The organism is Vreelandella titanicae (assembly GCF_014697095.1).
In the GTDB taxonomy this organism is placed as follows: Bacteria; Pseudomonadota; Gammaproteobacteria; order Pseudomonadales; family Halomonadaceae; genus Vreelandella; species Vreelandella titanicae.
In genome coordinates, this window is record NZ_CP059082.1 from 2,238,378 (window position 1) to 2,256,899 (window position 18,522).

Annotated in this window: 17 protein-coding genes; 13 read left to right on the forward strand and 4 right to left on the reverse strand. The window is 56.4% G+C overall.

Annotated features, from left to right (window positions below):
* Nucleotides 1–4: 4 nt before the first annotated feature.
* Nucleotides 5–1,468, reverse strand: a complete 1,464-nt coding sequence (locus HZS52_RS10270; protein ID WP_022522113.1) for a M48 family metalloprotease — start codon at nucleotides 1,466–1,468, stop codon at nucleotides 5–7.
* Nucleotides 1,469–1,644: 176 nt separating this feature from the next.
* Between HZS52_RS10270 and HZS52_RS10275 the strand changes: the two genes are divergently transcribed.
* Entirely contained in the window at nucleotides 1,645–1,908 is a 264-nt protein-coding gene (locus tag HZS52_RS10275) for a sulfurtransferase TusA family protein (RefSeq protein WP_022522114.1), read from the forward strand.
* On the forward strand, nucleotides 1,905–3,014 hold the full coding sequence (locus HZS52_RS10280) for an AI-2E family transporter (protein ID WP_022522115.1): 1,110 nt from the start codon (nucleotides 1,905–1,907) through the stop codon (nucleotides 3,012–3,014). Before HZS52_RS10275 ends, HZS52_RS10280 begins: the two co-directional genes overlap by 4 nt.
* 88 nt (nucleotides 3,015–3,102) lie before the next feature.
* Here the strand turns inward: HZS52_RS10280 and HZS52_RS10285 are convergent, their stop codons facing one another.
* The gene (locus tag HZS52_RS10285) at nucleotides 3,103–3,579 is read right to left on the reverse strand and encodes a peroxiredoxin (protein WP_022522116.1); all 477 of its coding nucleotides are present in this window, start codon (nucleotides 3,577–3,579) and stop codon (nucleotides 3,103–3,105) included.
* 270 nt (nucleotides 3,580–3,849) lie between these two features.
* Here HZS52_RS10285 and dapA point away from each other — a divergent pair, with 270 nt between their 5' ends.
* The 3 genes from dapA (at nucleotide 3,850) to purC (ending at nucleotide 6,544) form a co-directional block, all read left to right on the forward strand.
* On the forward strand, nucleotides 3,850–4,734 hold the full coding sequence (dapA, locus tag HZS52_RS10290; protein WP_022522117.1) for a 4-hydroxy-tetrahydrodipicolinate synthase: 885 nt from the start codon (nucleotides 3,850–3,852) through the stop codon (nucleotides 4,732–4,734).
* A gap of 77 nt (nucleotides 4,735–4,811) precedes the next feature.
* Entirely contained in the window at nucleotides 4,812–5,795 is a 984-nt protein-coding gene (gene bamC, locus HZS52_RS10295; RefSeq protein ID WP_027958659.1) for an outer membrane protein assembly factor BamC, read from the forward strand.
* 32 nt (nucleotides 5,796–5,827) lie between these two features.
* Nucleotides 5,828–6,544, forward strand: a complete 717-nt coding sequence (gene purC / locus HZS52_RS10300) for a phosphoribosylaminoimidazolesuccinocarboxamide synthase (protein ID WP_022522119.1) — start codon at nucleotides 5,828–5,830, stop codon at nucleotides 6,542–6,544.
* 15 nt (nucleotides 6,545–6,559) lie between these two features.
* Here purC and tsaA read toward each other — a convergent pair whose 3' ends face one another.
* Nucleotides 6,560–7,297, reverse strand: coding sequence for a tRNA (N6-threonylcarbamoyladenosine(37)-N6)-methyltransferase TrmO (gene tsaA, locus HZS52_RS10305; RefSeq protein ID WP_190374685.1), 738 nt, complete (start codon nucleotides 7,295–7,297; stop codon nucleotides 6,560–6,562).
* A gap of 140 nt (nucleotides 7,298–7,437) precedes the next feature.
* On the opposite strand from tsaA, the gene HZS52_RS10310 reads away from it, so the two are divergent.
* The gene (locus tag HZS52_RS10310) at nucleotides 7,438–7,962 is read left to right on the forward strand and encodes a GNAT family N-acetyltransferase (protein ID WP_190374686.1); all 525 of its coding nucleotides are present in this window, start codon (nucleotides 7,438–7,440) and stop codon (nucleotides 7,960–7,962) included.
* 3 nt (nucleotides 7,963–7,965) lie between these two features.
* Here the strand turns inward: HZS52_RS10310 and nadC are convergent, their stop codons facing one another.
* Nucleotides 7,966–8,820 (reverse strand): carboxylating nicotinate-nucleotide diphosphorylase, encoded by an 855-nt coding sequence (gene nadC / locus HZS52_RS10315; protein ID WP_041159389.1) that lies wholly within the window; start codon nucleotides 8,818–8,820, stop codon nucleotides 7,966–7,968.
* 112 nt (nucleotides 8,821–8,932) lie between these two features.
* Between nadC and ampD the strand changes: the two genes are divergently transcribed.
* The 7 genes from ampD (at nucleotide 8,933) to HZS52_RS10350 (ending at nucleotide 18,506) form a co-directional block, all read left to right on the forward strand.
* On the forward strand, nucleotides 8,933–9,514 hold the full coding sequence (ampD, locus tag HZS52_RS10320; RefSeq protein ID WP_022522123.1) for a 1,6-anhydro-N-acetylmuramyl-L-alanine amidase AmpD: 582 nt from the start codon (nucleotides 8,933–8,935) through the stop codon (nucleotides 9,512–9,514).
* A gap of 405 nt (nucleotides 9,515–9,919) precedes the next feature.
* Nucleotides 9,920–12,592 (forward strand): pyruvate dehydrogenase (acetyl-transferring), homodimeric type, encoded by a 2,673-nt coding sequence (aceE, locus tag HZS52_RS10325; RefSeq protein WP_009287423.1) that lies wholly within the window; start codon nucleotides 9,920–9,922, stop codon nucleotides 12,590–12,592.
* A 58-nt stretch (nucleotides 12,593–12,650) separates the two neighbouring features.
* A complete protein-coding gene (gene aceF, locus HZS52_RS10330) occupies nucleotides 12,651–14,696 on the forward strand; it encodes a pyruvate dehydrogenase complex dihydrolipoyllysine-residue acetyltransferase (RefSeq protein WP_190374687.1) in 2,046 nt (681 codons plus the stop codon).
* A 446-nt stretch (nucleotides 14,697–15,142) separates the two neighbouring features.
* A complete protein-coding gene (adk, locus tag HZS52_RS10335) occupies nucleotides 15,143–15,796 on the forward strand; it encodes an adenylate kinase (RefSeq protein WP_009287421.1) in 654 nt (217 codons plus the stop codon).
* A gap of 133 nt (nucleotides 15,797–15,929) precedes the next feature.
* Nucleotides 15,930–16,628 carry a tRNA (adenosine(37)-N6)-threonylcarbamoyltransferase complex dimerization subunit type 1 TsaB gene (tsaB, locus tag HZS52_RS10340; protein ID WP_190374688.1) on the forward strand — a complete coding sequence of 233 codons (699 nt, stop codon included), beginning with the start codon at nucleotides 15,930–15,932 and terminating at the stop codon, nucleotides 16,626–16,628.
* Nucleotides 16,625–17,344, forward strand: coding sequence for a class I SAM-dependent methyltransferase (locus HZS52_RS10345; protein ID WP_190374689.1), 720 nt, complete (start codon nucleotides 16,625–16,627; stop codon nucleotides 17,342–17,344). Before tsaB ends, HZS52_RS10345 begins: the two co-directional genes overlap by 4 nt.
* Nucleotides 17,345–17,384: 40 nt before the next feature.
* The gene (locus HZS52_RS10350) at nucleotides 17,385–18,506 is read left to right on the forward strand and encodes a phospholipase D-like domain-containing protein (protein ID WP_027958147.1); all 1,122 of its coding nucleotides are present in this window, start codon (nucleotides 17,385–17,387) and stop codon (nucleotides 18,504–18,506) included.
* Nucleotides 18,507–18,522: the final 16 nt, after the last annotated feature.

The following is an 18,522-nucleotide window of genomic DNA, read 5'->3' on the forward strand; positions in this document are numbered from 1 at the left end:
AGGTTTAGTTAAAATCATCCAGCGCTTCGCGATACTCAATGAAGTCCTCGCGGCGCTGCTCGATTCTTGCCAGCGCCTGCTGATCATTTTCCCGCTCAGCGGCATCCCGAGCGATAGAAAGTTGGCGAATGCCGCGATCGACGCGGCCGGTCAGTTGAAGATACTCTGCGCGGGCTAAGTGCCCCCAGCTATCATGCCCACTGCGCCCGGCGGCTTCGGCCAGCAGGTTAAAGACCTGCGGGTTTTCCAGGTTTTGGGAAGTGATGTCGCGCAGCAGGTCATAGGCCGCCTGCGGGTCGCGCTGCAGCTGTGCTTCGGCCAAGATCAGTTGGGCAGGTAGGTAGTTGGGCATAAAACGTAGCAATTGCTGACTGCGCTGAATGGCCTGATCGTAGCGGCCAGCTTCCAGGGCGACGCTAGCCGAAGAGGCGGGCAGCATGGCAAAGTCGGGATGCTCGTTGGCAAGCCTATCCAGTTGCTCCAGGGCGCTATCGGTTTGGCCGTTGCGAGCATCGATCAGTGCCGCTAAGTAGTCCTGAGCGGCTTGTTCGGCGCCTTCCTGAGCAAGGCGCGAAGCAGCTTGCTGCGGCGTATTAGTGTAAATGCTTAGCAGCGCCCGGGCGCGCATCATGTCGTAGAGGGTGTCGCTGGTATATGCATCGGCAACATTGAGCTGGGCAGCGCGGGCTTGTGCGGCGCTTAAACGATTGTCGGTGACCGGGTGGGTCAGCAGGAACTCGGGTGGGGTATCGCCCTGAAGGCGCGCCATACGCTGCATGGCTGAGAACATGCGCACCATTGCCTCGGGGTCATAGCCTGCATCGGCCATGGCCTGAAGGCCGATGTTATCGGCTTCCTGTTCAAACAGCCGTGAGTAGCTGAGCTGATCCTGGATCAGCGCCGCCTGTGAGCCCATGGCGGCCGCCATTCCAGCGTCGCCGCCGCCACTGGCGGCAATCAGCATACCCGCCAGCATGGCTGCCATGGCGGGCAGTTGGGTCTGAGCCGCGCGGGCACTGCCTCGGGCATAGTGGCGTTGAGAGAGGTGGCCCAGTTCGTGAGCTAGCACCGAGACAAAAGCGCCTTCATCTTCGGCAAACGCGAAAAGTCCTGAATTGATCCCTACTACGCCGCCAGGGACGGCAAAGGCGTTCAATGAAGCGTTATCGACCATGACGGTGATCGTGCGCAGACCGTTAATATCACTATGCGGGGCCAGCCGGGCAATCAGGCTTTGCAAATAATCATTGGTTATGGGGTCTTGCCACTGGGGGGCTTGGGCACGAAACTGGCGCAACCAGGCGCGGCCCAAGCGGTACTCTTCGTTGCTGACAGAGGTAGACGCCGCCCCTAAGCTCGGCAAGCCGTAATCGCTGGAGGCAATGCTTGGTGGGCTAAACAGTAGGCTGCCACAGGCACAAGCAAACGCACATATCCAGCCTGGGTAAGCGATACGAAGGGTTGGCATGGCATCCTCATAAATAATGAATAAGTACAGTGGTCAGGGTATGGCATTGGTGAAGAGTGTGACATTGATAAACACAGGGAAGTGCCGTTAAATCGACTGCCTAGTGAAATCAATCGCTAAAAAGATAGTTTATGTAACAATGCCGTGAGTATGTAGGTCATTTTGAGGGAGTGTATATGTCTGAGCAATCCGAGGGCTTTCAACCCGACACGGTGCTTGACGCTTGCGGGCTGCATTGCCCGCTGCCTTTGCTGAAGGCTAAGCAGGCCTTGGCAGGTTTGGCGGCTGGTCAGTTACTGGAAGTGCGTTCCACCGATGCGGGTTCGTGGCGTGATATGGCGTCGTTTACCGACCAAAGTGCACATACGCTGGAAGGTCGTGAGCAGCGCGACGAGGTGTATGTTTATTGGATTAGAAAAGCTGGGGATGCGCACTCATGACCCTGCGCACGATTTTAAAAAGCTGGGTTGAACGCTATTTCTCGGATGAGGAGGCGCTCATCCTGCTGATAGTGCTGGTGGCGGGCTTTGCCGCGATTATCTGGTTTGGACGCATGCTGGCGCCGTTTTTTACTGCACTGGTGATTGCGTTTCTTTTGCAAGGCGTAGTGAGTGCGTTTACCCGGCGAGGGGTACCGCACCTACTAGCGGTCATCCTGGTCTTTTTGGCCTTTATCAGCGTGCTGCTCACTCTGGCGTTTATTCTGATGCCGTTGATCTGGAATCAGCTAGTGGGGCTGGTGCAAGAGACACCGCGGATGTTCGCCAGTGGCCAGGGCTGGTTGGATGAACTGCAGGCGCGCTACCCGAATATTATTACGCCGGATCAGATGCAAAGCTGGATAGGCGTGGCGAGCCGTGAGATTAGCCAGCTAGGCCAGCGCGCCTTAACGCTTTCGCTGGCTTCGCTCGGCAATATTATGTCGCTGATTATCTACCTGGTACTGGTGCCGATTCTGGTGTTCTTTATGCTCAAGGATCGCGACGTGTTGGTCGGTTTTATGCTTTCGCTGCTGCCCCAAAAGCGTACGCTGCTATCGCGTATTTGGCGCGAAATGGACGATCAGATTGCCAACTATATCCGCGGCAAATTTATTGAAATCATCATCGTTGGCACCGTGGCGTTCTTTACCTTTGCGTTCTTTGGCTTACCGTATACAGCGCTGCTAGCGGTGTTGGTCGGCCTTTCTGTGTTAGTGCCTTATATCGGCGCTGCGGTGGCTACACTACCGGTCGCCGCGGTAGCGGGGTTCTATTTTGGTCTTAGTGAAGATTTTGTCTATGTGCTGGTGGCTTATGGCGTGATTCAAGCCCTGGATGGCAACGTATTGGCACCGGTATTGTTCTCTGAGACCAATAATATTCATCCGGTTTCGATTATTGTGGCGGTACTGTTCTTCGGTGGGATTTGGGGCTTCTGGGGGATCTTCTTTGCGATTCCCTTGGCAACACTGCTCAAGGCATTGATTTACGCCTGGCCACGTAGCATGCATGAGCGGGAGGAGCGTCGGAGTATACCAGCCACGGCTAGCCAGGAAGCCGAATAGCGCTCACCCACTGCCCGCGCAAGTGAATCAGTACGGGCAGTGGGCTGAACTGAAATAGAGCCCTGGTTGAGATAGAGCTCTGGTTGAGTTAGTTGGAAGCGTTCAGCTTTTCAGCCGCAGCAAGTACTTCTTCCGCGTGGCCAGGTACTTTAACGCCGCGCCATTCGTTGGCTAGCTTGCCCTCCTTATCAATCAGGAAGGTGCTGCGTTCGATGCCCAGGTGCTCCTTGCCGTACATTTTCTTGAGCTTGATAACATCAAATAGCGTGCAGATGTTTTCGTCCTTATCTGAAATAAGGTCGAAATTAAAATCCTGTTTGGCCTTAAAATTCTCCTGGGCGCGCAAGCCATCTCGAGAAACACCAAGAATGACCGTATTAGCGGCATCGAAGGCGGGTTTGCGGTCACGGAAGTCACCGCCCTCGGTGGTGCAGCCAGGTGTACTGGCTTTGGGATAAAAGTATATGACCACTTGTTTGCCACGCATTTCCGACAGTGTCACGGTGGTATCACCCGTGGCAGTGGCGGAGAAGTCAGCAACGGGTTGACCAATTTCAACAGGCATAAGGCATCCTTTTAAGGGTGGGTGTTAATATTGCTTGTTACGCGTGATTACACGTAAGCCAGCGGCCGTTGTCAAAGCTCAAAACAGGGTGACGACAAACTCACACCGCTTTACGCTGTACAGGCTCGAATCGCCTGAGTACCATTTGGCCTCTGTGCGGTGTCGGCGCTTGATGCAAAATAGCGTGATCGCGCTCGGTTTTGAAAAAAACTCTCGTATTCAAAAACACAGATAGTTGATATCACAATTTGGCTGGTGAGGAATAAACGGATGATCACAGGCAGCATCGTCGCCCTGGCGACGCCTATGAAGGTCAATGGCGACATCGACTGGGAGGCGCTTCGTCGTCTGGTGAACTTCCATCTCGAAAATGGCACCGATGCCATTGTCGCCGCTGGCACCACGGGCGAACCGACTACCATGTCGTTTGCGGAGCACTTTGACGTGATTCGCAGCGTGGTGGAAGAGGTCAATGGCCGTATACCGGTCATAGCCGGTACCGGCTCGAACAACACCACCGAAGCAGTGGAGTTGACCCGCTACGCGAAAGAGGTGGGTGCAGATTACTGTCTGACGGTGGCTCCCTACTACAACAAGCCTACTCAGGAAGGCCTGTTTCAGCACTTCAAGGCCACAGCCGAGGCCAGCGACCTGCCGGTTATTCTTTACAATGTGCCCGGTCGCACCTGCTCGGATATCTACAACGAGACCGTATTACGCCTGGCCGAAGTCGATAATATTATCGGTTTAAAAGACGCCACGGGGAACCTGGAGCGTGCGGAAGATCTAATCACTCGCCTGAAGGGCAGTGGTTTTATGCTCTACTCCGGTGATGATGCGACCGCCTGCGACTTTATGTTGATGGGTGGTCATGGGGATATCTCCGTCACCGCCAACGTTGCCCCCCGGGCGATGCATGAGCTTTGCTCGGCAGCGGTGGCCGGCGACTCCGATAAGGCGCATCAGATTAATACGCTTTTGATGCCGCTGCATACCAACCTGGGTATAGAGTCGAACCCTATTCCAGTGAAGTGGGCGCTGAACCGTATGGGGTACGCGGATGCGGGTATTCGCTTACCGCTAACCTGGCTGTCGGAAAAGTACCACGCCACGGTGAGCGAAGCGCTGCAGTTGGCGGGTGTCGTAGAGGAGTAGTCCGACGCAATACTCTTTGCTACCCAGCTCGCTTACCGTTGAGCTGGGTACCCGAATTGTTGACTTAAGGTGGCTTGATGAGCTCTGTGCTTGAAATACGTGCGCTTAAATGGGTTCCGCTGGCACTCGCAGCGGCTGTCGCGCTCTCTGGTTGTGCGCGGGATGGTTTTTACCACGACCGTAATTTGGACTACACCGAGGCCGCTCCGGCGCCGCCTTTGGTGCTGCCAGAGACCCGCAACACCCAGCGCTATCGCGATGCGCTGCCGGTTCCTCAAGCCGCCACCCAAGGTGCACGGCTTGACGAAGCAGCAGAGATTCGCCCGCCACAGTCATTGGCGATTGGCAGTGGGATGGAACCTGAGTATGTCGAGCGTCGCGAAGTGGGCGATCAAACCTGGCTAGTAGTGGCCGCCGACACCGGTACGGTCTGGCCGCAGTTGGAAGAGTTTGTACGTAGTCGTCAGTTGGAGGTGCTGCAGAGCAGTGCTTCTCAGGGCGTTATCGTCACGCCCCAGGCGGAAATTCGCCTGCAAAGTGCACTACGCGCAGGCAGTAGCGAAGTTCGCTGCGAACGCGGCGGGCAAACCATGGCGAGCTGCCTCGATGCGTTAGAGAGCCATTTAAGCGCGCGCAGTGCATCTGCCAGTGTCTCTTCTTCCTGGACCGCTCAGCGCCTCACCGGTGAGCAAACGCTGCAAATCCGCCAGCAGGACGACGAGTGGGAAGTGGTGATCCCGCAGCCGGTCGATCGGGTATGGGCAGAGTTGAACCACTATCTTGAGCTGGATTTTGCTCAGGAAGGTCAGCGTGATTTGCTGGCCGTCGACCCTGCCAGTCATGAGTTTATGGTTGAGTACATGACTGAAACCGAGCGCAACCGCAACCCGTTGCAAATCGTCTTCAGCCCGGATGTGCGCAAAATGTCCCAGCAGATTCGTCTTGCCCTGCAGCCTAACGGCGACCAGACGATTCTGCGTGCCATCAATGCCAGCGAGCGGGCATTCAGCGCCGATGATCAGCGCGAGCTGCTTGAGCGTGTCTCCGGCTATTTACGTTAATTTGTTGATCCTTGACCCCTTACGGAGCCCCCATGGAAAAGCGCCAAGAACTCTACGCCGGTAAGGCGAAATCTGTGTACACCACCGACGATCCGGATTTGTTGGTGCTCAATTTTCGTGATGACACCAGCGCCTTCGATGGCAAAAAAGTCGAGTCGCTGGCCCGCAAGGGAATGGTCAATAACATCTTTAACGCCTTCATTATGGAGCGGCTGCAGGAAGCGGGCATCCCCACCCACTTTGAAAAACAGCTCTCCAACACTGAGAGTCTGGTCAAAAAGATGCAGATGATCCCGGTGGAGTGTGTGGTGCGCAATATCGCTGCGGGTGGGTTGGTAAAACGTCTCGGCGTTGAAGAGGGGATTGCGCTGACGCCACCCACCTTCGAGTTGTTTCTGAAGAACGACGAGAAGGGCGACCCGATGATCAATGAGTCGCTGGCGGAGACTTTCGGTTGGGCAACGCCTGAGCAGTTAGCCAAGATGAAGGTGCTGACCTTCAAGGTTAACCATATCCTCAAAGCGCTGTTTGCTGAGGGCGATATGCTACTGGTGGATTACAAACTTGAGTTTGGTGTATTCAAAGGCGAGGTGGTGCTGGGGGATGAGTTCTCTCCGGATGGTTGCCGTCTTTGGGACGCCAACACCCGTGAGAAGCTCGATAAAGACCGCTTCCGTCAGGGGTTGGGCGGTGTGATTGAAGCGTATGAGGAAGTTGGCCGCCGTTTGGGCATTACCTTTCCTGCTTAAGCCGGCGCGTCAGATTTATTGCTCGGCGTAAGGTTCGATAGCCATCACCTCCAAGGTGGTGGCTTCGCCATTTTGGCGAGGGCAAAACTTAACGTCCACGTCGCGCAGGCGTACGCCGTAAAGACGCTCAGAATCCCTGTCCTTTTGTTTATAGGCGGGCCTGGGGTCTTGGCTGAGTACCTGCTCAATTAATGCCAGCAGTGTGGCGCTGTCCTGGCGCTGAGCAAGCGTATCCAGTGCCGCTTGATGAAAGGTGACGTCCATGAGTGGCGGTGTTTCAGGGGCGAAACCGGCCAGTGCGTTAGGCTCGGATTCGGCCCAGGGCAGGTAGGGTTTGATATCAATCACTGGGGTGCCGCTGACTAAATCGCAGCCCTGGAGCTGCAGCGTAACGCCGTGCTGGGTGTCGATACCGACTAATCTCACCAGTGAGAGCCCCAGGCGGTTAGGGCGGTGGGTGCTGCGACTGGCAAAAACCCCCACCTTTTTATTGCCCCCCAAGCGCGGCGGCCTTACCAGCGGCGACCAGCGCTCAGGGCTTTGATGAAAAATAAAGCTCAGCCACAGGTGGCTGAAGTCTTCCAAACCGCGCACCGCGAGTGGGTCGTTGTAGGGCGCAGTGAGTACAAGCCGGGCATCGGCCGCGGGGGCGAGCCCCGGCTGGCGGGGAATACCGAATTTATCGGGGTAGTCGCTAACCACATGACCAATGGGCGTCAGCGTAAAGTGCTCGCTGTTAGGGGCATCGTCCATCACACTGCCTTCTGCTGGGGTTGATTCGCGTAGAATTGATCCAAGTAGTATAAAGCAGGCCAATGGCTTAAGCGTGACCAAATGGGGCGTGATCGAATGTGTCTTGATCAAATGATAGCTGAACAGCTCAGAGGTGACGCATGACCAATACCGAGGAGCAGCAAGCGCCAACCAGTACGCGAATAACCTATCGCGCGGCGCTAGCACGGGATGCCGCCGACCAAGCGGAAGTGTTTTATCACGCTGTTATGCAGGGAGCGGCCACGCATTACACGCTGGATGAGCGGCGTGCGTGGGCCAATGCGTTGCCCCGCGAAGGCAGTGCATGGGGAGTGCGCCAAGCGCTCTACACAACCCTAGTGGCTACCTGTGATGGTCGCTGCGTGGGGTTCCTGGAGTTGGATTTAGTCGCTGGGCGGGTTGAAACACTCTACGTATGGCCCTCATTAGCCGGTCGCGGTATCGGTACCACGCTGCTGGTACATGCCGAACGGCTGCTGCTTGAGCAGGGAAAGGGGCAAATCGAGATAGAGGCGAGTTCAATGCTCTATGAGCGCCTGCTGCGCCGTGGTTGGAAAAACCACGGCAAGGAGTGGGTCGAGCGAAGCGGGGAGCGACTGCTGCGTTATAAACTTTCCAAATCGCTTAATGCTGTCGAAACCTAATCATCAAACGCTATAGCTGCGGGTAATGCGCATGGAAAGATCGATCGAGGCGATGTCCTTGGTCAGTGCGCCGCTCGATATACAGTCAACACCGGTATCGGCAATTGCCCGCAGGGTGGCAGCATCCACATTGCCTGAAGCTTCCAGGGTGGCTCGGCCGCCGTTAATTTCCACGGCAACGTGCAGGTCTTCGATGGCGAAATTGTCGAGCATGACAATATCAGCTCCCGCGGCCAATGCCTGATCCAGCTCTTCAAAGGTTTCTACCTCGACTTCCACGGGCAGGTCGTTGGCTAACTTGCGCGCTTGCGCAACCGCCGCTTGAATGCCTCCACAGGCGGCAATATGGTTCTCTTTGATCAAAAACGCGTCCCATAGGCCAATGCGGTGGTTGTGGCCGCCGCCGCAGGTGACCGCATATTTCTGCGCCAAGCGCATGCCGGGCAGCGTTTTACGCGTATCAAGCAGGCGAACGCCGGTGTCTTCAATCAGGTCGACATATGCGCGGGTGGCGGTGGCGGTGGCAGACAGCGTTTGCAATACGTTAAGCGCCGCCCGCTCGCCGGTAAGCAGGACACGGGCGGGGCCCTCCAGGGTTAAGAAACACTGTTCAGCCTCTAGCTTATCGCCGTCAGCGGCGTGCCAGGTCAGGCTTACCCGACTATCCAGGCGGCGAAACAGCTCATCTACCCAGGGTGCGCCACACAGCACTGCGGTTTCACGGGTAATTACGTCGGCGCAGGCCCACTGGTGTTCAGGGATCAATTGCGCGGTAATATCACCTGGGCCAACGTCTTCTGACAGCAAGCGGGCGGCGCTGGCGCGGATTTCTTCAGCAAGAGCGGATTGATAATGCATGGCCGTGGATTCCCTGAACGTCGTCTTCGATGACGGGCATTGTAGTGAAAAACAGCGGTGAAGGTGAAAGAGAACAGAGAAAGAAAGCGCTAACGTAAAGGAGCCCTTGCCAGTGGAAAATAAACAACCCCTTGACGGGTGGTGGGAAAGCGCGCGTAAAGTCGTTTCACCGAACTGTGACCCTCGGCCCACCGGTGAGGTGTCGTTGCTAGTGATTCATGCGATCAGTCTTCCGCCTGGTCAGTTTAGTGGTAATGCTATTGAAGCGCTATTTACCAATCAATTGGCGGTAGACGAACATCCATTTTTCGCCGAAATTGCCCACTTAAGAGTCTCCGCACACCTGCTTATCCGTCGCGATGGTGAGTGCGTGCAGTTTGTTGATACAGATCAGCGTGCTTGGCATGCTGGGCGCTCCAACTGGTGGGATGCTCGCCAGCTAAGCTGGCGAAAGGCGCTCAACGATTTCTCGGTGGGGATTGAACTTGAAGGGGATGACGTTACCCCCTATCGCAAAGCACAGTATGACACTCTGGTGGAAGCAGTGGTGTGGCTAATGGCGCGCAACCCTCAGCTAGATAGCAGTCGTATTACCAGCCATGCCCATGTGGCGCCGCTGCGCAAAACGGATCCTGGTCCGGCGTTTGATTGGGCGTATTTCCAGCAACTGCTGACATCGCGTGTTGAGCGTTAGCGGTTCGATTACGTTTTCCCCCGTGTGCTAAGTATTTCACTAATAACGCAATAAAACGGTAGTTTAATTACATCGGATGACTATTTGGTCGCAATGGCAAATGCTCTATGAATTGCTTATGTTGCAGTGCAATAGTTTGTTTTCGATAGGCTTTTCCGCTGCGACGGAATTGGCAGCGTGGCGACTTTGAGGTATCTTCGCCTATACAAAAGGCTAACTTCTAAGAGAATTGTGTAGCTTTACTACATCAATAGTTACGTAGCTTGTTGAATGTAGAGCTAAAACCCCTATCCGGCGTTTAATCACCGGCTGAATGTTGGCGCGTGGTGTAGTGCCACGCCGCCGCCCCAGGCCCTTCAGGGTAGCGGGGATTTTTGTCATTTATCGTCATTCGGAGAGACCTCTATGAGTCTGGAGACAAGAGAAGATCTCGATCCGATCGAAACCACGGAATGGATTGATTCCCTGGAATCGGTATTGGATCGTGAGGGCGAAGATCGTGCCCGCTACCTGATGACCCGCCTGGCGGATCGCCTGCGCCGGGACGGCATGAAGGTGCCCTTCTCGGTGACGACCCCGCACCGTAATACGATCCCGGTTCACCGCGAAGCACCGATGCCTGGTGACCTGTTCATGGAGCGCCGTATCCGCTCCTTGATCCGTTACAACGCCATTGCCCAGGTGATTCGTAATAACCGCGCCAAGCCGGGCCTGGGTGGCCACATTGCTAGTTTTATGTCCTCGGCTACCCTGTATGACGTGGGCTTTAACCACTTCTTCCGCGCGCCTCAGGGCGATTTTGCCGGTGACCTGATTTATATTCAGGGCCACGTAGCACCGGGCATCTACGCACGTTCCTATTTGGAAGGGCGTCTATCGGAAGAGCAGATGGACAGGTTCCGCCAGGAAGTCGATGGCGATGGTCTCTCGTCCTACCCGCACCCGTGGTTAATGCCGGACTACTGGCAGTTCCCCACGGTCTCCATGGGGCTGGGCCCGATTCAGGCTATCTATCAAGCGCACGTGATGAAGTACCTGCATCACCGTGAGCTGAAGGATATGTATGACCGCAAGATCTGGTGCTTCATGGGCGACGGCGAGTGTGACGAGCCGGAATCCCTGGGCGCCATTTCACTGGCTGGTCGCGAAAACCTCGACAACCTGATCTTCGTCATCAACTGTAACCTGCAGCGCCTTGACGGCCCTGTGCGCGGCAACTCGCGGGTGATGGACGAGTTCGAAGGCGTCTTCCGTGGTGCGGGCTGGAACGTGATCAAGGTCGTCTGGGGGCGTCACTGGGATCCGCTGTTCGAGAAGGATAAGAAAGGCATCCTTCAGAAACGCATGGACGAAGCGGTCGACGGCGAGTACCAGAACTACAAAGCCAACGGCGGCGCTTACACCCGTGAGCACTTCTTTGGCAAATATCCAGAAACCGAGGCGATGGTCAAAGACCTCTCCGACGAAGATATCTGGAAGCTCAACCGCGGTGGCCACGATCCGTTCAAGGTTTACGCGGCGTATAACGAGGCGGTTAACACCTCCAACGGCAAGCCCACGGTCATCCTGGCGCACACCGTTAAAGGTTACGGTATGGGTAGCGGTGATGGCGAAGCGGCCAACGAAGCGCACCAGGTCAAGAGCATGGAGTATGAAGCGCTCAAGACCTTCCGCGACCGCTTCGGTATTCCGTTAACCGACGAGCAGCTCAAAGACGTGCCGTACTACAAGCCGGAAGACGACTCTCCCGAGCTCAAGTACATGCACCTGCAGCGCGAGCGTCTGGGCGGCTACCTACCCAGCCGTCAAAGCGACTTCGAGGCGCTGGAAATCCCCAGCCTCGAAGACAAGACCTTTGCCTCGCAAATGGGCGGCTCGAAAGGGCGTGAAGTCTCGACCACCATGGCGTTTGTGCGGGTGCTTAACGGCCTGGTCAAAGATAAGACGCTGGGCAAGAAGGTGGTGCCGATTATCCCTGACGAAGCACGTACCTTCGGTATGGAAGGCATGTTCCGTCAGTTGGGTATCTACACCTCGGAAGGTCAGAAGTACGAGCCGGTGGATAAAGGCCAGATCATGTTCTACCGCGAGGATCAGAAAGGTCAGATTCTCGAAGAGGGCATTACCGAAGCAGGCGCCATGTCGGCCTGGATCGCCGCGGCGACCTCCTACAGCAACAACAACGTCACGCTGCTGCCGTTCTACATCTACTACTCGATGTTTGGCTTCCAGCGTATCGGCGATCTGGCCTGGGCGGCGGGTGACCTGCAAGCCCGTGGCTTTATGGTCGGCGGCACCGCCGGGCGCACCACGCTCAACGGCGAAGGCCTGCAGCACCAGGATGGCCACAGCCTGATTCAGGCCTCCACCATCCCCAACTGCCGCAGCTACGACCCGACCTACGCCCATGAAGTCGCCGTGATTCTGCAGGATGGCCTGAAGCGCATGTTCACCGACAAGGAGAACTGCTTCTACTACCTGACGGTGATGAACGAGAACTACGAGCACCCTGCGCTGGAAAACGTGCCCGCCGACGATATCGTTAAAGGCATGTACCTACTGCGCGAAACCAAGGGTGACAAGGGCCGCGTTCAACTGCTGGGCTCTGGCACCATTCTGCGCGAAGTGGAAGCTGCCGCTGAGTTGCTTGAGAACGATTGGGGCATCGGCGCCGACATCTGGAGCGTGACCAGCTTTAACGAGCTGCGTCGTGAAGCGCTGCTGCTGGATCGTGAAGCCTTCCTGAACCCAGACGCCGAGGCCAACAAGCCTCACGTCACACAGTGCCTGGAAGGGCGCGACGGCCCTGTAATCGCGTCGACCGACTACATGAAGCTGTATGCCGATCAAGTGCGCGCCTGGGTACCGGGTGACTACACTGTACTGGGTACCGATGGCTTTGGCCGTTCAGACACCCGCGAGAAGCTGCGCTACTTCTTCGAAGTAGATCGCTACTTCGTGACCGTGGCGGCGCTACGTGCGCTGGCTGAGCGTGGCGAGATTGATCGCAAGCAGGTTGGTGAAGCGCTTAAGAAGTACGGCATTGATGCCCATAAGCCTAACCCGCTGACTAGCTAAACCGCTGACCGGTGGGCGGTGGCCCACCGGCTCGATCCGATTTGGAAGGAGCGCGACCTTGAGTAGCGAAATCATCAAAGTTCCCGATATCGGTGGCGATACCGATGTCGAAATCATCGAGATTGCGGTGTCAGAAGGCGATGTCATTGAAGCGGAAGACACCCTAATCACGCTGGAATCCGACAAAGCCAGCATGGACGTACCGGCCCCGAAAGGCGGCAAGGTACTCAAAGTGCTGGTCAAAGAAGGCGATAGCGTCTCGGAAGGGGACGATATCGTTGAGCTGGAAGTCGAAGGTGGTGGCGACGAGCAGCAAGAGAAGAAGCAAGAGAGCTCGTCTGACAGCCAGCCTGAAGAGGCCCCAGCGAAGCAAGAGAAACCCAAAGAGCCGTCTCAAGAGCAGACGCCCGCGGCTAAAAAGTCAGCCGGCGGTAAGCAGACGGTGGATATCAAAGTGCCCGATCTCGGCGGCTCGGACAGCGTCGAAATTATCGAAGTCGCGGTCAGCGAAGGCGATGAGGTTGAGGCCGAAGACACCTTGATCACGTTGGAGTCTGACAAAGCCTCCATGGACGTGCCCAGCCCCCACAGCGGTAAGATCGTCAGTTTTACCGTGAAAGAGGGCGACACGGTCTCGGAAGGCGATGTGATCGGTCAGATGGAGATCGTCGGCGAAGGCGGCGACAGCGAAGACGCATCGGAAGAGAGCTCTTCTCCAGAACCGTCCTCTAGCCAAGCCAGTAGCGAGCCGGAAGAAACGGCTGAAGATGATCAGGAAGAGGCCGCTAGCGGCGAGCCGGAGCGCAAAGAAATTCGCGTACCGGATCTTTCTGGCTCCTCTGATGTGCCGATTATCGAGATCGGCGTAGCGGCAGGTGACGAAGTCAACGAAGAAGACCCGTTGATCACCCTAGAGTCTGATAAAGCCTCTATGGACGTGCCCAGCCCCTACAAAGGCAAGCTTCTTGAGCTGACCGTTAAAGAGGGCGACACCGTCTCTGAAGGCGATGTGATCGGCTATATGGAAGTGGCGGGTGCCAAAAAAGCGGCACCGAAAAAGGCCGCACCAGAAAAAGCCTCGCAGAGCAGTGACAGCAAGGACAGCGCTAAACCGTCTGAATCTCCGGCCGGTACCCCCAGCCCGGAAGCACAGATGGCTGCCCATAAGCCCCGGGATGGCAAGCTGGTGCACGCCGGCCCTGCGGTACGCATGCTGGCTCGTGAACTAGGCGTCGACTTGGGACTCGTTAAACCCAGCGGCCCGAAAGATCGCGTGCTCAAAGAGGACGTACAGTCCTACGTGAAGCAGGCGATTGCCAATCAGGGTAAAGCCCAGCCAGGTGCGGCAGCCGCGGCTACTGGCGGCGCGGGTATTCCGCCCATTCCGGAAGTCGACTTCAGCCAGTTTGGTGAAGTGGAAGAGAAGCCGATGGGGCGTCTGCTCAAGATGGGCGCGACCAACCTGCATCGTAGCTGGCTCAATGTGCCCCACGTTACGCAATTCGACGAAGCGGACATCACCGAGCTGGAAGCTTTCCGCAAGGCGATGAAGGCGGAAGCGGAAGCCCAGGGCGCCAAGCTAACGCCGCTGCCGTTTATGGTCAAAGCCTGTGCCTTTGCGCTGCGTAAATTCCCGCAGTTCAATGTCAGTCTGAAGGGTGACGGTGAAACCCTGGTATGGAAGAACTACGTCCATATCGGTATTGCCGTGGATACGCCTGACGGTCTGATGGTGCCAGTAGTGCGCAACGCCGATAACAAATCCTTGATCGAGATTGCCAAGGAGATGGCGGAGCTAGGCAAGAAAGCCCAGACCAAAAAGCTCAAGCGCGACGAGATGACCGGTGGCTGCTTCACCATTTCGAGCCTCGGTTCGATTGGTGGCACGGCGTTTACACCGATCGTTAACGCGCCGGAAGTGGCTATTCTGGGCGTGTCCAAAGCGCAGATGAAGCCGGTTTGGGATGGCAGCGCCTTCCAGCCGCGCCTGATGATGCCGCTGTCGCTCTCCTACGATCACCGTGCGATCAACGGCGCTGATGCGGCACGCTTTACTGCCTTCCTGGCCGATGTGCTGACCGACATTCGTCGCTTACTGCTGTAATTGGTAGCGATGTGCTTTCACAAGCGGCGCCCCTAGGGGCGCCGCTTGTGTTTACTAGGAGCCTCTGATTAACGTAATGAGCGAAGGTCAGGCAAGGCAAAAATCAACGAAAAAAGGATCGGATTCGCGCGCGAATTTACGGGGTGTAAATGAGCATTTTGATCGGACTCGCGCACGAGGCGATTTTTAACGCCGTATGGTCGAGCGCTCTAGTTAATCAGAGGTTTCCTAAACGTAAATGCTGCCTAAACCTCTAGCAGGGCGACCAAAGTGGTAGATTTAGGGCATTTGGCTGTTTTAATTTAAAAAAATTGAAATAAAAGCGGGTTTCTCAGGCTTTTGGGGAGTTGTGTCGCTTGAGAGGCGCGGTTATTGTCAGTTAACAGAATTCACATACTCATTTTTCGAACTCTTTTTTCATACCAAGAACTTCAAGGAGCAGTGCCATGCGTTTAATCCTGTTGGGTGCCCCCGGCGCGGGGAAGGGGACTCAAGCTCAGTTTATTTGTGAGCAATTTAAGATTCCTCAGATTTCCACCGGGGATATGCTGCGCACGGCCATTAAAGATGGCACAGAGCTGGGCTTGAAAGTAAAAGAGATCATGAACAGTGGTGGCCTGGTGTCTGATGACATCATCATTGACTTGGTCAAAGAGCGCATCAGTCAGCCCGACTGCGAGAACGGCTTTCTGTTCGATGGTTTCCCACGCACGATCCCCCAGGCCGACGCCATGAAAGAGGGCGGCGTTAAGCTGGATCACGTGGTGGAAATTGCCGTACCCGATGAAGAGATCGTTAGTCGCTTGGCGGGACGCCGTGTGCATCAGGCATCGGGCCGGGTTTATCACGTTGAGCACAATCCGCCCAAAGAACCAGGCAAAGATGATGTGACCGGTGAAACGCTTATTCAGCGTGAAGACGATCAAGAGTCCACGGTGCGTAATCGCCTATCCGTTTACCACGATCAAACGGCCCCGCTGGTCGATTACTATCAGCAGTGGGCCAAACAGGATCCCCAGAGCGCGCCCCAGTACCATCGCATTGAAGGCGTTGGCAGTGTGACGGATATTACCCGCCAGGTTAAAGAAGCCCTTAGCTGATAAGAGCCCCCAACTGATAATAATCCTTAGCTGATTTTACGCCTTTGCCGATGGCCCGCCTAATGCGGGTCATCGTCGTATTGGTGTGACAAAGGTATAATGCCGCAACCTTTCTTTCGAGTGGCCACTTGCTATGCCGTTACATCTGCTTGCCCTGGACGCCTCTTCAAGCGCCTGCTCTGCAGCCTTACTGCGCCAGGGTGATTCGGGCACTGAGTGCCTGGCGCGCTTCGAGATGACGCCTCGCGCCCATACCCGTCGGTTGTTACCTATGGTGGACGAAGTGCTTGCCGAAGCGCAGGTAACCCCTTCCCAGCTTGATGCCGTAGCGTTTGGCCGAGGGCCGGGTTCGTTTACCGGACTGCGTATCGCGGCGGGGGCAGCCCAGGGGTTGGCGTTTGGTTTGGATTGCCCGTTGCTGGGGGTGTCTACTTTGGAGGCGCTGGCCCTTCAGGCCCATCGTCGCTATCACCTCCGCCACATGGTGACTGCCTTAGATGCCCGCATGGGCGAGGTATACGCCGCGACGTGGCACTGCCTTAAAGATACCATCACACCGATGAGCGCCGAGGCGGTGCTGGCCCCTGAAGCACTTCGCCTGCCAGGCGACGAAACCGACTGGGTAGGTGTAGGCAGCGGCTTTACGCTGTGGGAGCGCTTCACTGTCGATGTACAGCTCAGCATGCCCCAACATTTGGATGATTTAGAGCCCCGCGCCGAAGAGATGGCGTGGCTGGCGGCGCGTGATTTTGCCGCTGGGTTGGGGCAGGCCGCGCACTTGGTTCAGCCGGTTTATCTGCGCAACGACGTTGCCTGGAAAAAGCCCGCATGAGCGATGTTGAGGCCGATGTTGAGAGCATCGTTCTGCCTGACGGCCTGCGCTTGGTGCAGGGCGATGAGGGGTTGGCGCTGGTCGGTGATGAAAAACGCTACGGCAAGCCGCTCAGGGTTGATTTTGTGGCGGGCAAAGCGGCCCATCGGCGCCGCTTTGGTGGTGGGCGTGGTCAGCTGGTCGCAAAGGCCTGTGGGCTTTCCAAGGGCGTGACGCCCTGCATCGTTGATGCTACGGCAGGGTTGGGGCGGGATGCGTTTGTATTGGCCAGCCTAGGTGCCCAGGTGTTGTTAATTGAGCGGGTTGCAGCGATTGCAGCGCTGCTGGAGGATGGCCTGAAACGTGCCTCCAGGCATAGCGATACAGTGGATATTGTTGCCCGCATGACACTGCGTCATGGGGATGCGGCTCAATCCCTGGCTGAATTGGTTGCCAGTGCTCACTTTTCACCGCAGGTGATACACCTGGATCCGATGTTTCCCCATCGTGAGAAATCAGCGTTGGTGAAAAAAGAGATGCGTCTGTTCCGCGAGTTGGCTGGTGATGATAACGATGCCCCGCGATTACTAGAAGCGGCGTTGGATGTGGCCACTCATCGCGTGGTGGTTAAGCGCCCCCGTAAGGCGCCGCCTATTGCGGGGCCAGTGCCGCAACATACCCTTGAGGGTAAAACCAGCCGCTACGATCTGTATGTACATCGCTCATTAGCACGGTAGCTCGTTAGTGTACTTATCAGTGGCTAAGCAAGGAGCACCCATGCAGAACGCGTGGCGAGAAGGTAATCGATTTACGCTGCTGCCGGAGGCCTCACGCTTTCTGCCCGCTATGTTTGAAGCGGTGCATAATGCGCGGCACTATGTGCTGGTAGAGCTCTACTTGATGGAATCAGGGGAGCTTGCAGATCAAGTTATTGAGGTATTGACTGATGCAGCGCAGCGCGGTGTTCGCGTCTGTTTACTGCTGGATGGCTATGGCTCGATGGGCCTCTCCGGGAGTGATCGCCAGCGCCTGAAGCAGGGCGATGTTCAGCTGCGCTTTTTTAACCCCATCGGTTTCCACTCTTTAGCGCTGAACCTGAGCCGTGACCATCGCAAAATAATGGTTATTGACGGCGAGCTGGCGTTCACCGGTGGCTTTGGCGCGGTGGATGAGTTTTTGAATGCCTGGTACGAAATTGCCCTGCGTATTGAAGGGCCGGTGGTGGCCGATTGGGAACTGCTGTTTCGGCGCCTATGGCATTCGCGGCTGACCCGCGTCGAGAAGGGCGATAGACGCGCGGCGGCTCTCCCTGAGCGTCGTGAGCCTCAGGCGCTTGCCAATGGCGTGCCTGGGCGGGCGATGTCGGCGCGTGGCTATCGTTATCAAGCGATTCGCCACTCATTGCATTATCGGGTCAGCCAGGTAAATGAACGACTCTGGTTATGCACACCCTATTTTGTGCCCACCTTTGCCTTGCGTCGGCGTTTGGTTCGGGCGGCTCGCAGAGGGATAGACGTACGCTTACTGCTACCGGGGGCAAAGCATGATCATCCCAGCGTTCGCTTTGCCGGTCAGCGCTTTTATCACACCATGCTCAAGGCTGGGGTGCGCATTTTTGAGTTTCAGCCGACCTTTATCCACGCCAAATTTGTGCTCGCCGATGAGTGGGTGAGCATTGGTTCGTGTAACTTTGACCACTGGAATCTGCACTGGAACCTAGAGGCAAACCAGGAAGCAATGGATCCGAAGCTCGCGGCGGACGTGCGCGAACTGTTCGAGCGAAACTTTGCCGCCAGCCAGGAGGTAGACGCCGCGGCTTGGGCGGCGCGCCCCTGGAGGCAGCGCGCCCGTGAGTGGATCTATGGCGTGCTGGATGCCATGGTAACGCGGCTTAAATAGTGTCTACGCTAAGTAT

What these genes read in the sequence shown, in the direction of transcription:
- HZS52_RS10345 (WP_190374689.1), top strand. Translation starts at nt 16,625, where the DNA reads ATGAGCGATGTTGAGGCCGATGTTGAGAGCATCGTTCTGCCTGACGGC.
- HZS52_RS10275 (WP_022522114.1), top strand. Translation starts at nt 1,645, where the DNA reads ATGTCTGAGCAATCCGAGGGCTTTCAACCCGACACGGTGCTTGACGCT.
- purC (WP_022522119.1), top strand. Translation starts at nt 5,828, where the DNA reads ATGGAAAAGCGCCAAGAACTCTACGCCGGTAAGGCGAAATCTGTGTAC.
- HZS52_RS10270 (WP_022522113.1), bottom strand. Translation starts at nt 1,468, where the DNA reads ATGCCAACCCTTCGTATCGCTTACCCAGGCTGGATATGTGCGTTTGCT.
- nadC (WP_041159389.1), bottom strand. Translation starts at nt 8,820, where the DNA reads ATGCATTATCAATCCGCTCTTGCTGAAGAAATCCGCGCCAGCGCCGCC.
- HZS52_RS10285 (WP_022522116.1), bottom strand. Translation starts at nt 3,579, where the DNA reads ATGCCTGTTGAAATTGGTCAACCCGTTGCTGACTTCTCCGCCACTGCC.
- tsaA (WP_190374685.1), bottom strand. Translation starts at nt 7,297, where the DNA reads ATGGACGATGCCCCTAACAGCGAGCACTTTACGCTGACGCCCATTGGT.
- HZS52_RS10280 (WP_022522115.1), top strand. Translation starts at nt 1,905, where the DNA reads ATGACCCTGCGCACGATTTTAAAAAGCTGGGTTGAACGCTATTTCTCG.
- tsaB (WP_190374688.1), top strand. Translation starts at nt 15,930, where the DNA reads ATGCCGTTACATCTGCTTGCCCTGGACGCCTCTTCAAGCGCCTGCTCT.
- aceE (WP_009287423.1), top strand. Translation starts at nt 9,920, where the DNA reads ATGAGTCTGGAGACAAGAGAAGATCTCGATCCGATCGAAACCACGGAA.
- HZS52_RS10310 (WP_190374686.1), top strand. Translation starts at nt 7,438, where the DNA reads ATGACCAATACCGAGGAGCAGCAAGCGCCAACCAGTACGCGAATAACC.
- dapA (WP_022522117.1), top strand. Translation starts at nt 3,850, where the DNA reads ATGATCACAGGCAGCATCGTCGCCCTGGCGACGCCTATGAAGGTCAAT.
- HZS52_RS10350 (WP_027958147.1), top strand. Translation starts at nt 17,385, where the DNA reads ATGCAGAACGCGTGGCGAGAAGGTAATCGATTTACGCTGCTGCCGGAG.
- adk (WP_009287421.1), top strand. Translation starts at nt 15,143, where the DNA reads ATGCGTTTAATCCTGTTGGGTGCCCCCGGCGCGGGGAAGGGGACTCAA.
- bamC (WP_027958659.1), top strand. Translation starts at nt 4,812, where the DNA reads ATGAGCTCTGTGCTTGAAATACGTGCGCTTAAATGGGTTCCGCTGGCA.